The organism is Pseudomonas sessilinigenes (assembly GCF_003850565.1).
Taxonomy (GTDB): domain Bacteria; phylum Pseudomonadota; class Gammaproteobacteria; order Pseudomonadales; family Pseudomonadaceae; genus Aquipseudomonas; species Aquipseudomonas sessilinigenes.
The window spans coordinates 5,309,372-5,322,585 of the sequence record NZ_CP027706.1; the positions used below are offsets into that span (position 1 = coordinate 5,309,372).

General features: G+C 65.2%; 1 protein-coding gene (cut by a window edge). It reads left to right on the forward strand.

Annotation, left to right across the window (positions count from 1 at the left end; all coding sequences use genetic code 11):
• Nucleotides 1-13,183, forward strand: the 3' portion of a protein-coding gene (locus tag C4K39_RS24540) for a non-ribosomal peptide synthetase (protein ID WP_124347618.1). Its footprint begins 6,218 nt before the window's first position; the window shows 13,183 of its 19,401 coding nt (coding positions 6,219-19,401); the start codon falls outside the window, past its left edge; the stop codon is at nucleotides 13,181-13,183.
• The last annotated feature ends 31 nt before the right edge of the window (nucleotides 13,184-13,214 follow it).

Genomic DNA, 13,214 nt, shown 5'->3' on the forward strand with positions numbered 1-13,214 from the left:
GCGCGACTATCTGAATGACCAGCTGCCGGACTATATGGTCCCGTCCGCGTATGTGCGCCTGGACAGCCTGCCGCTGACCAACAACGGCAAAGTCGACCGCAAGGCCTTGCCGGCGCCGGATCAGGACGCACTGCTCAGCCGTGGCTACGAAGCGCCCCAAGGCGAAATCGAAACCCTGCTGGCGCAGATCTGGGCCGATGTGCTCAAGGTCGAGCAAGTAGGGCGCCACGACAATTTCTTCGAACTCGGTGGCCACTCGTTATTGGCGGTGAGCCTGATCGAGCGGATGCGTCAGGTCGAGCTCAGCGCCGATGTGCGCGTGTTGTTCCGCCAGCCAACCCTGGCCGCGCTGGCGGCTGCGGTTGGCAGCGGACGCGAGGTGGCCGTACCGGCCAACCTGATTACCCCTGACTGCGAGCGCATCACCCCGGCACTGTTACCGCTGGCCCAACTGAGCCAGGCCGGCATCGACCGCATTGTCGCCTCGGTACCGGGCGGCGTGGCCAATGTGCAGGATATTTATCCCTTGGCGCCGTTGCAGGAAGGGGTGCTTTACCACCATATCCGTACCGACGAAGGCGACCCTTACCTGCTGCAATCAAGCTACGGCTTCGACAACCTTGAGCGTTTCCAGGTCTTCGCCGATGTGCTGCAAGCGGTCATCGACCGGCATGACATCCTGCGTACCGGTCTGGTCTGGGAAGGTCTGGAAAGCCCGATGCAAGTGGTGTGGCGCAAGGCCCGACTGGTGGTGCAGGAGGTCGTATGCGACCCAGCGGCAGGTGACGTGCTGGCGCAACTGCGCGAGCGTTTCGACGCCCGTCACTATCGCCTCGACCTGACTCAGGCCCCCTTGATGCGCATGGTCTACGCCCAGGACCCGGCCAACCGGCGCATCGTCGCGGTGCTGATGTTCCATCACCTGGTCATGGACCACACCGCGCTCGATACCGTGCAGCAGGAAATGCGCAAGATCCTGCTGGGCCACGGCGAGGCGCTGGGGCATGCCGTGCCTTACCGCAATTATGTGGCGCAGGCCCGGCTGGGCAGCAGCGAAGCGGAGCACGAGGCGTTTTTCCGCGAGATGCTCGGTACCCTCGATGAGCCCACCTTGCCGTTCGGCCTGCAGGATGTGCAGGGCGAAGGTCACGGTGTGGGCGAGGCCACGCACTTGCTGGACGTCGACCTCAGCCTGCGGCTGCGTGAGCAGGCGCGTCAGGCCGGCGTGAGTGCCGCCAGTTTGTTCCACCTGGCCTGGGCCCGTGTATTGGGCACGCTGTCGGGTCGTCAGAATGTGGTGTTCGGCACCGTGCTGCTGGGGCGCATGCAAGGCGGCGAGGGGGCGGACCGGGCGCTGGGGATGTTTATCAATACCTTGCCGCTGCGCGTGGACGTGGCACAGGTCAGCGTGCAGGGGGCGGTCAAGTCCACCCATGCGCGGCTCACGGCATTGCTGGGGCATGAACATGCCTCACTGGCCCTGGCCCAGCGTTGCAGCGGGGTCGCGGCCACCACGCCGTTGTTCAATGCCTTGCTCAACTACCGCCACAGTGCCGGGGTCGAAGACGCGGTGGAGATGGACCAGGCGTGGCACGGCATGTACCTGCTGCACGCCGAAGAACGCACCAACTACCCCATCACCCTGAGCGTCGATGACCTGGGCGAGCAGTTCAATCTCAGCGCGCTGGTGGTCTCGCCGATTGAGGCGCGCCGCATTTGTGACTACCTGCTGACCGCCGTCACGCACTTGGTGCAGGCACTGGAGCAGACGCCGCAGCTGCCGTTGGAGCACGTCACGGTGTTGCCGGAGGAAGAAGCGCGGCAAGTGCTGCAGGCATTCAACGCCACGGCACGTGCCTATCCCGACGGGCAGACCGTGCACGACGTGTTCCAGCAGCAGGCAGCGGCAACCCCGCACGCCGTGGCGGCGGTGCAGGGTGCAGTTTCACTGACCTATGGTGAACTGAATGCGCGGGCCAACCAACTGGCCCACCACCTGCTGGAGCTCGGCGCAGCACCGGGTGAGCGGGTGGCAATCCTGCTGGAACGCTCCCTGGATTTGCTGATGGCGCAGTTGGCGATCAGCAAGTGCGCGGCGGTGTATGTACCGCTGGATGTGAATGCGCCGACGGATCGCCAAGCCTTCATGATCGAAGACAGCGGCGCCCGCTGGGTGTTGACCACCAGCACAACCGAGGTGGCTGGCCATCGTCTGGACCTGGACAGCCTCGATCTGAGCACGGAATCCGAGCACAACCCGGCCCTGGAGCAGTCGTCGGAAACCGCGGCCTACATCATGTACACCTCCGGCTCCACCGGTACGCCGAAAGGCGTGCTGGTGCCTCACCGAGCGATCACACGGTTGGTGATCAACAACGGTTATGCCGAATTCAACCCGCAGGACCGCGTGGCGTTCGCCTCCAACCCGGCGTTCGACGCCAGCACTCTGGACGTGTGGGCACCGTTGCTCAACGGCGGCGCAGTGGTGGTGGTTGATCAGGACACGCTGTTGTCCCGTGAGGCCTTCGCCACCTTGCTGCAAGAGCAGTCGGTCAGCGTGCTGTGGATGACCGCTGGCCTGTTCCATCAATACGCCGAAGGTTTGCTGCCGGTATTCCCGCAACTGCGCTACCTGATTGTCGGCGGCGATGTGCTGGACCCAAGCGTGATCGCCCGCGTGCTTAAGGACGGCGCACCGCAGCACCTGCTGAACGGCTACGGCCCCACCGAAGCCACTACCTTCTCGACCACCTATGAAATTCTGCGTGCGGACGAGGGCAGCATCCCGATCGGCAAGCCGGTCGGCAATAGCCGGGCCTACGTGCTGGATGCCCGTCAGCAACCGGTGCCGGTGGGTGTCGCGGGCGAACTGTACATCGGCGGCCAGGGCGTGGCCCTGGGTTATCTGAACCGTACCGACCTGACGGCCCACGCCTTCCTGGTCGACCCGTTCAACGACGGCGGCCTGATGTACCGCACCGGCGACCTGGTGGCCTGGCGTGCCGATGGCACCCTGCAGTACCTGGGGCGTAACGACCAGCAGGTGAAGATTCGCGGCTTCCGTATCGAACTGGGCGAGATCGAAGCGCGCCTGGGCGAACACCCCCAGGTCAAGGACGTGGTGGTACTGGCCCGTCAGGATGAACCAGGGCACAAGCGCCTGGTGGCCTACTTCACTGAACGCAGCCGAGTGGAAATCGAAGCGCTGCGCGATCATTTGCACGATCAACTTCCGGACTACATGGTTCCGGCCGCCTACGTACGTCTGGACAGCCTGCCGCTGACCAACAACGGCAAAGTCGACCGCAAGGCTTTGCCAGCGCCGGATCAGGACGCACTGCTCAGCCGTGGCTACGAAGCGCCCCAGGGGGAAATCGAAACCCTGTTGGCGCAGATCTGGGCCGATGTGCTCAAGGTTGAGCAAGTCGGGCGCCACGACAACTTCTTCGAACTGGGCGGCCATTCGCTATTGGCGGTCAGCCTGATCGAGCGGATGCGCCAGGTCGAGCTCAGCGCCGATGTGCGGGTCCTGTTCAGCCAGCCGACACTCGCCGCTTTGGCGGCGGCCGTCGATAACGGGCGCATGACCGCGGCACCGGCCAATCGCATCGGCCTGGGCTGTGAGCGCATCACGCCTGACATGCTGCCCTTGGCCAACCTGGACCAGGCGGGCATTGATCGTGTGGTCGCCGGTGTACCGGGCGGCGTGGCCAACGTGCAGGATATCTATGCGCTGGCACCGTTGCAGGAAGGCCTGTTGTATCACCACGTCACCGCCAGCCACGGCGATCCATACCAGCAGCACGCGCTGTTTGCATTTGACAGTCGCGAGCGCCTGGATGCATTTGCCCAGGCCTTGCAGGCAGTGATTGCCCGTCACGATATCCTGCGGACCGCCCTGGTCTGGGACGGCCTGGAAACGCCGGTGCAGGTGGTCTGGCGCGAGGCGCCGCTGGGGCTCACATCATTGAATGTGGATGAAGACGGCGACGTGGCTGCGCAAGTGCGTGAACAACTCGACCCGAGCCGTTTCCCGCTGGACCTGCGCCGCGCGCCGATGATGCACCTTGGGGTCGCCCATGACCCCCGCCAGCAACGCTGGATCGGCATGCTGGTCTTCCATCACCTGGTCAATGACGCCGCTTCGCTGGGTGTGCTGACGGCGGAAATCGAAGCGCATATGCTCGACCAGCAGCACCGGTTGCCCGCCAGCGTGCCGTATCGCAACTACGTGGCGCAAACCCGTCAAGGCAAGGATCGCGCCGCCCATGAAGCGTTTTTCCGCGACATGCTCGGCGACTTTGACCAGCCGACCCTGGCGTTCGGCTTGCTCGACACCATGGACGCCGCGAGCAGCGAGCAAGTGCTCGGCAACGTGCCGGCAGCGCTGGGGCTGCGTATCCGGGCCCAGGCACGTTTGGCCGGGGTGAGTGCGGCCAGCCTGTATCACCTGGCGTGGGCACAAATCCTGGGCGCCGTGTCGGGCCAGGATGACGTGGTGTTCGGCACCGTACTGCTGGGCCGTCTGCAAGCCGGTGAGGGCGCCGACCGGGCCTTGGGCATGTTTATCAACACCTTGCCGTTACGCGTGAAAATGGCCGGCCTGCAGGTCAAGGCAGCACTCAAGCACACCCACGCCGGGTTGTCGGCATTGCTGGCCCATGAGCACGCGCCGTTAAGCCTGGCGCAACGCTGCAGCGCGGTGGCCGCGCCAACGCCGCTGTTCAACAGCCTGCTCAATTACCGCCATATCACGGCCGCTGATGAACACAGCCAACAGGCCTGGGAAGGTATCGTCGGGCTGGAAAGCGACAGCATCGTCAGCTACCCGCTGGTGCTGGAAGTCGATGACCTGGGCAGTGAGTTCCGCCTGACCGCGCGCGCACCGCGGGCAATCGGTGCGCAGCGCCTGCTGGACTACCTGCTGATCAGCCTGGATAACCTGGCCAATGCACTGGAAATGGCGCCTCGCACGGCCTTGCCGCAACTGTCGGTATTGCCCGCCGCCGAGCGCGAGACCCTGCTCGGGTTTAACGCCACCGACGCCGCTTACCCGCGCGATACCACCGTGGTGCAGATGATCGAGGCCCAGGCCACTCGGGCCCCGGCGGCGATTGCGGTGGTGCTGGGCGACCAGCAGTTGAGCTACCGCGACCTGAACGAGCAGGCCAACCGCGTCGCCCATTATTTGCGCAGCCTTGGCGCAGGCGCCAATAGCTGCGTGGCGATCTGCATGCCACGCAGCCTGGAGCTGATTGTCGGCTTGCTGGGCATCCTCAAGTCCGGGGCTGCCTATGTGCCGCTGGACCCCGAATACCCGGCGCAACGCCTGGCGTTCGCCCTGCAGGATAGCCAGCCGCTGGCAGTGCTGGTGCAGGACGCCAGCCGTGGCGCGCTGGGCGATACGGCCATGCCGCTGATTGACCTGGCGGATGCCGCTTTGGCAGGGCAGCCGCTCGACAATCCGCCCGCCCTGGCCACGGCCCATGACCTGGCCTATGTGATCTTCACCTCAGGCTCCACCGGCCGCCCCAAAGGCGTGATGGTGGAACACGGCTCGCTGGTCAACCACATCAGCTGGCAAACCCATGCCTTTGGTTTTGATGCCACAGACCGCTTCCTGCAACGGACCTCGGTGGCGTTCGACGCGTCGGTTTGGGAAATCTGGACACCGTTGGCCATCGGTGCGCGGCTGGTCTTGCTGCCGGCTGAAGCCTCGCGGGATGTCGAGCACATGGCGCGTACGCTGGTGGAGCAGGGCGTGAGTATTGCCCAGTTCGTGCCGAGCCTGTTGCGCCTGCTGGTGCAATTGCCCGAGACGGGCGTGCGCTGCCGCTACCTGTTCAGCGGCGGTGAAGCCCTTGACCCGCAGTTGGCCATGCAGGCCCGTGCACTGACCACCCACGGCATCGTCAACCTGTACGGGCCGACGGAAGCGACCATCGACAGCACGTCCTGGACCTTCAATGACCCAGGCCCGCTCGATGCGGTGCCAATCGGCAAACCCATCGCCAACGCCCGCGCTTATGTCCTCGACGCGCACCTGCAGCTGCTGCCGCTGGGTGTCGCCGGTGAGCTGTACATCGGTGGTGCCGGGGTGGCTCGCGGTTACCTGGGGCGCGATGACCTGACCGCCGAACGCTTCCTGGCCGACCCGTTCAACCCGGGCGGGCGCTTGTACAAAACCGGCGACCTGGTGCGTTACCTGGCCGACGGCAATATCGAATACCTGGGCCGTAACGACGACCAGATCAAGCTGCGCGGCTTGCGCATCGAACTGGGTGAAATCGAGGCGTGCCTGGTCGCCCATGCCGAGGTGCAGGAGGCCGTGGTGCTGGTGCGCAACGAGCGCCTGATCGCTTATTGCCGCGCGCCGTCGAGCCTGGACATCCAGGCCTTGCGAGCGCAGGTACAAGCACAGTTGCCGAGCTATATGGTGCCCCAGGCGTATGTGCTGCTGGACGCGCTCCCCCTGAGCCCCAACGGCAAGGTCGATCGCCAGGCGCTGCCGGACCCGGACAGCACGTCGGTGCTGGTGCGCGAGTACGAGGCACCGGTGGGCGAGACGGAAGTCACCCTGGCGCGGCTCTGGTGCGAACTGCTCGAGGTGGAGCAAGTCGGGCGTCACGACCACTTCTTTGAACTGGGCGGCCATTCGCTGTTGATGGTCAACCTGATGGGCCGCATGCGTGAAGCCGGCTTGAAGGCGGACGTGCGCACCTTGTTCAATCAGCCGACCCTGGCGGCGCTGGCCGCATCGGTGGGGGCGAGCGAAGAGCAGGCGGTACCGGCCAACCTGATCCCGGCCGACTGCACCCGCATTACGCCGTCGATGTTGCCGCTGGCCACCCTTGACCAGGCGAGCATCGAGCGCATCGTCGCCACAGTCAGCGGTGGCGCGGCCAACGTGCAGGACATCTACCCGTTGGCACCGTTGCAGGAAGGCATCCTCTATCACCACCTCAGCGCGGTGCACGGCGACCCTTACGTCATGCAATTGCGCTACGCCTTCGAGCACGTCGAGCGCTTGCACGCGTTCAGCGCAGCGCTGCAACAGGTGATCGAACGCCATGACATCCTGCGCACCAGCGTGGTTTGGGAGGGCCTGCAACAACCGATGCAGGTGGTGTGGCGCACTGCGCGGCTGTCGGTGCAGCGTGCGTCGCCGGATATCCGGCAGCCACGCCTGGACCTGACCCAGGCGCCGATGATGCAGCTGCTGTATGCCGAAGAGGCCACCGATGGCCGCGTGGTCGCCACGCTGTTGTTCCATCACATGATCCTCGATCACGTGGCCATGGAGGTGGTGCAGCAGGAAATGCAAGCCTTCCTCATGGGCGAGACGGCACAGCTGCAGGCCCCGGTGCCGTACCGCAACTATGTGGCGCAAACCCGCCTGGGGCAGGGCGAGCAGGCGCACGAGCGGTTCTTCCGCGAACAGCTGGCGGACATTGAGGAGCCAACCCTGGCCTTTGGTCTGCAAGGGATTGCCGATGACGAGCCGGTAGAGGAAGCCTATATGCCGCTTGACGCCGGGCTGAGTCGGCGCCTGCGCGTGCAGACGCGGCAACTGGGCGTCAGCCCCGCCAGCCTGTTCCACCTGGCGTGGGCTCAGGTGCTGGGTGTGGTGTCGAGTACCGAGCGCGTGGTGTTCGGCACGGTGTTGATGGGCCGCATGCAAGGCGGCGACGGGGCGGAGCGGGCGCTGGGGATGTTTATCAATACCCTGCCGTTGCGTGTCGACCTGGGAGGTGTCGGCGTGCAGGCTGCGCTCAAGGCCACCCATGCACGGCTCAACGGCCTGCTCGCCCACGAGCATGCCTCGCTGGCCCTGGCGCAACGCTGCAGCAGCGTCGCGCAATCCACGGCGCTGTTCAGTGCCTTGCTCAACTATCGCCACAGCCATGGCGCACCGGTGTCCGGTGCCGAAGCCGAGGCCTGGCAAGGCATGCAACTGTTGCAGGCACAGGAACACAGCAACTATCCGCTGACCTTGAGCGTCAACGATCAAGGCCAAGCGTTCAGCCTCAGCGCGCTGGTGGTGGCCTCGGTGGGCGCGCAGCGCATCTGCGACTATGTCGTGGGTGTGGTCGAGGGCCTGGTACAGGCTCTGGAGCACGCGGCGGACACGCCGATGCATCACCTGTCGATCCTGCCGGCTCATGAACGCCAGCAATTGTTGAGCGGTTTCAACGCCACGCAGATCGACTTCCCCGTCGGGCACACCCTTCACCAGCGCTTTGAAACCCAGGTCGAGCTGTACCCCCACGCGCTGGCCGTGGTGTACCAGGGCCAAAGCCTGACGTACAGCGAGTTGAACCGGCAGGCCAATCAGCTGGCGCACCAGTTGATCGAACTGGGCGTGCAGCCCGACGACCGCGTGGCCATCTGCGCGCGGCGCAGCCTGGAAATGCTGGTCGGGCTGGTAGCGATTCTCAAGGCGGGCGCGTGCTATGTGCCGATCGACCCGGCGCACCCGGCCGAACGCTTGAGTTACCTGCTGGAGGACAGCACACCCGTGGCCGTACTGATGCAGCCCGCCCTGGCGCAGCGCCTGCCGACCGTGACCGCGCCAGTGCTGGAGCTGGACAGTCGCCTGTGGCAAGGGCCGTCGAAGGGTAACCCGCAGGTCAGCGGGCTCACCCCGGCGCACCTGGCGTACGTGATCTACACCTCCGGATCGACCGGGCTGCCCAAGGGCGTGATGGTTGAGCACCAGACCCTGGAAAACCTGGTGAACTGGCACTGCGACACGTTTGAGCTGCGACACGGGAGCCACACCTCCAGCGTTGCCGGGTTCGGTTTTGACGCCATGGCTTGGGAAATCTGGCCAGCCCTGTGCGTGGGCGCCACCCTGCACTTGCCACCGGCCCGGGAGGGCGGCGAAGACATTGATGCGCTGCTCAAGTGGTGGCTGGCGCAGCCGCTGGACGTGAGCTTCCTGCCCACGCCGGTGGCGGAGTACGCCTTCAGCCAGAACCTGCAACACCCGACCCTCAAGACCCTGTTGGTCGGTGGCGACCGCCTGCGTCAGTTCCACACGCCACAGCGCTTCAAACTGGTCAACAACTATGGCCCGACCGAGGCCACGGTTGTCGCCACCTCCGGTGTGGTCGAGGCCGGCCAGGCGCTGCATATCGGCAGGCCGGTGGCCAACACCCAGGTGTACCTGCTGGACGCGCATCAACAGCCAGTGCCCGTCGGTGTTGCCGGCGAGCTGTACGTGGCCGGGGCCGGGGTGGCGCGCGGTTACCTGAACCGTGCGCAAATGACCGCCGAGCGCTTCCTCAAGGATCCGTTCAGCCACGACCCGCAGGCGCGTATGTACCGCACCGGCGACCTGGCGCGCTGGTTGCCGGACGGCACACTGGATTACCTGGGGCGTAACGATGACCAGGTGAAGATCCGCGGTGTGCGTATCGAGCTGGGCGAAATCGAAACCCGACTGGGCGAGCATGCCCAGGTTCGCGAAGCCGTGGTACTGGCGCGCGAGGCGCGCCTGGTCGCTTACTTCACCGAGACGCAAGCCGTGTCGATCGAAGACTTGCGCAGTTGGTTGCAGGCGCAATTGCCCGAGTACATGGTGCCGAGCGCCTATGTGCGGCTCGACCATATGCCGCTCACCGCCAATGGCAAGCTCGACCGCCGGGCGCTGCCGGAACCGGGGCTGGATGCGCTGATCAGCCGTGGCTATGAGGCACCTGAAGGGGAAGTGGAAACCACCCTGGCGCAGATCTGGGCCGAAGTGCTGAAGCTGGAGCAGGTGGGTCGTCACGACAACTTCTTCGAACTGGGCGGGCATTCATTGCTGGCGGTGGGCCTGGTGGAACGCATGCGCCAGGCCGGTTTGCAGGCCGATGTACGCGTGCTGTTCAGTCAGCCAACCCTGGCAGCGCTCGCTGCTTCCGTGGGTGCCGGTCACGAAGTGGCGGTGCCGCGCAATCGGATCGAGCCGGATTGCACGCAGATCACCCCGGACCTGCTGCCCCTGGCCACACTGGATCAGGCGAGTATCGAGCGAATTGTCGCCAGTGTCCCGGGCGGCGTGGCCAACGTGCAGGACATCTATGCCCTGGCACCGCTGCAGGAGGGCTTGTTGTACCACCATATCAGCGCCGAACAGGGCGACCCGTACCAGCAACATGCGCTGTTCGCATTCGACAGCCGCCAGCGCCTGGAAGGGTTTGCCCAGGCCCTGCAACGGGTGATCGCACGCCATGACATCCTGCGTACCAGCCTGTTCTGGGCGCAACTGGAAGCACCGGTGCAAGTGGTCTGGCGCGAGGCTCCACTGACGGTTGAGGAGTTCATCCCGCAAGCGGGCGAGGTGCTGGCGCAGCTGCGCGAGCACTTCAGCCTGGGGCGTCACCGCATGGACATCCGCCAGGCACCGATGATGCATCTGGGCTTCGCCCATGATCCGCAGCATCAGCGCTGGATCGGCATGCTCAGCTTCCACCACCTGGTCAATGACGCCACGTCCATGGGCGTGCTGGTGGCGGAAATCGAAGCGCACATGAGTGGTTGTGAGGCGCAACTCGGGGCTTCGGTGCCGTACCGCAACTATGTCGCTCAGGCCATGCAGGGCAAGGACCGCGCGGCCCACGAGGCGTTCTTTACCCAGATGCTCGGCGATGTCGACGAGCCGACGCTGCCGTTTGGCGTGCAACGCATCGACAGCGCACGGGACCCTAGCGAAGAAGCCGAACACTGGCTGGGCGCGGCGTTCAGCCAGCGCCTGCGCCAGCAGGCGCGGCAACTGGGCGTCAGTGCGGCCAGCCTGTATCACTGGGCATGGGCGCAGGTGGTCGGTGCGGTGTCGTCACGCGACGACGTGGTGTTCGGCACGGTGTTGCTCGGTCGCTTGCAGGCCGGCGAAGGCGCCGACCGCTCCCTGGGCATGTTCATCAATACGTTGCCGCTGCGTGTGCGCCTGACCGATGACAGTGTGTCGGTGGCCGTCAAGCGTACCCATGCCGCCTTGAGCCAGTTGCTCGCCCATGAGCATGCGTCATTGACCCTGGCTCAACGCTGCAGTGGGGTTGCCGCGCCGGCGCCGTTGTTCAGTGCCTTGCTCAATTACCGTCATGGTTCGGCCAGCGCCAGCGACGCCAGCCGGGCGGCCTGGGAAGGGATCGAAATGATCGGCGGGGAAGGGGTCGACAGCTATCCGTTGATTCTTTCGGTGGACGATGTGGGCGAGGACTTCCGGGTCAATGCCCTGGCGCCGCAGTCGGTCGGTGCACAGCGCGTGCTGGGGTACATGACCACGGTGCTGGGCGATCTGCTCGATGCCCTGGAGCAGGCTCCCCATGCTGCTTTCCAGCACCCGTCGATCCTGCCCGCAGAGGAGCGCAGGCATGTGCTGCACGGATTCAATGCCACCGTACGTGACTATCCGGCGAGCATGCCGGTGCACCAGGTGTTCGAGTCGTGGGCACAGGCGCAGCCGCAGGCCGTGGCGGCGGTGCATGGCGAGCAACAGGTGAGCTATGCCGAACTGAACGCCCGTGCTAACCGTCTGGCCCATCACCTGGTCAGCCTGGGAATGCCGGAAGGGTCAAGCGTGGCCGTGCTGCTGGAGCGTTCGATTGACCTGCTCGTGAGCCAACTGGCCCTGAGCAAATGCGCGCTGGTGTATGTGCCGCTGGACGTCAATGCACCCGTCGAACGCCAGGCCTTCATGCTCAGCGACAGCCAGGCGACGTTGCTGTTGAGCCACGCCGGGCTGGGCAAGGCGTTGCAGGTGCAGCGGCTCGATCTGGATCAGGCCCACTTGGGCCAACTGCCTGATGACCAGCCGGCGGTGGTGGTCAGTAGCGAGGCGGCGGCGTACATCATGTACACCTCCGGCTCTACCGGTACACCCAAGGGTGTGCGGGTGCCCCATCGAGCCATCACACGACTGGTGATCAATAACGGTTATGCCGATTTCAATCAGCACGACCGCGTGGCGTTCGCGTCCAACCCGGCGTTTGATGCCAGCACCCTGGAAGTCTGGGCGCCGTTGCTCAATGGCGGCGCGGTGGTGGTGATCGACCAGGACACGCTGTTGACGCAACATGCGTTTGCCGCCCTGTTGCAGCAGCAGGACGTCAGCGTGGTGTGGATGACTGCCGGGTTGTTCCATCAATACGCCGAGGGTTTGCTGGAGGCCTTTGCGCGCCTGCGCTACCTGATCGTCGGCGGCGATGTGCTGGACCCGAGCGTGATTGCCCGGGTACTCAAAGGCGGTGCTCCTAGGCATCTGCTGAACGGGTATGGCCCGACCGAAGCCACGACCTTCTCGACCACCCATGAGATCACCCGGGCGGATGAGGGCAGCATTCCAATTGGCAAACCGGTCGGCAACAGCCGCGCTTATGTGCTTGATGCGCATCAGCAGCCCGTGCCGGTCGGGGTGACCGGTGAGCTGTACATCGGTGGGCAGGGTGTGGCGCTGGGGTACCTCAACCGGCCTGAATTGACGGCAGAGAAATTCCTCGTCGACCCGTTCAGCGACGGCGGCTTGATGTACCGCACGGGCGACCTGGTGGCCTGGCGCGCCGACGGTACGTTGCAGTATCAGGGGCGCAACGACCAACAGGTGAAGATCCGTGGCTTCCGTATCGAGCTGGGCGAGATCGAAACCCGCTTGGCCGGCTGCCCCGGCGTCAAGGATGCCGTGGTGCTGGCCCGCCAGGACGAGCCAGGGCACAAGCGTCTGGTGGCCTATTTTACCGAACGCGAAAGCCTGGATATCGAGGCTCTGCGCGCCCGCCTGCAGGGGCAGTTGCCGGAGTACATGGTGCCAGCCGCCTATGTACGACTGGACAGCCTGCCGCTGACCGGCAACGGCAAAGTCGACCGTAAGGCCTTGCCGGCGCCGGACCAGGACGCGGTGCTCAGCCGTGCCTACGAGGCGCCCGAGGGGCCGGTGGAAGTGGCATTGGCACAGCTGTGGCAAACGGTGCTCAAGGTTGAACGGGTGGGGCGTCATGACCACTTCTTCGAGCTGGGTGGGCATTCGTTGCTGGCGGTCAGCCTGGTCGAGCAGATGCGCAAGCAAGGGCTGGACGCTGACTTGCGCGTGCTGCTCGCCCAACCGACGCTGGCAGCCATGGCGGCAGCGGTGGGGCAGGTGGAGCACGTGGTGGTGCCGCAATCCAGCGTGCCGACCCTTGAGCGCAAGCGGCGCATTTGACGCGATGCACAACAGCTCCCCTGTGGGAGCT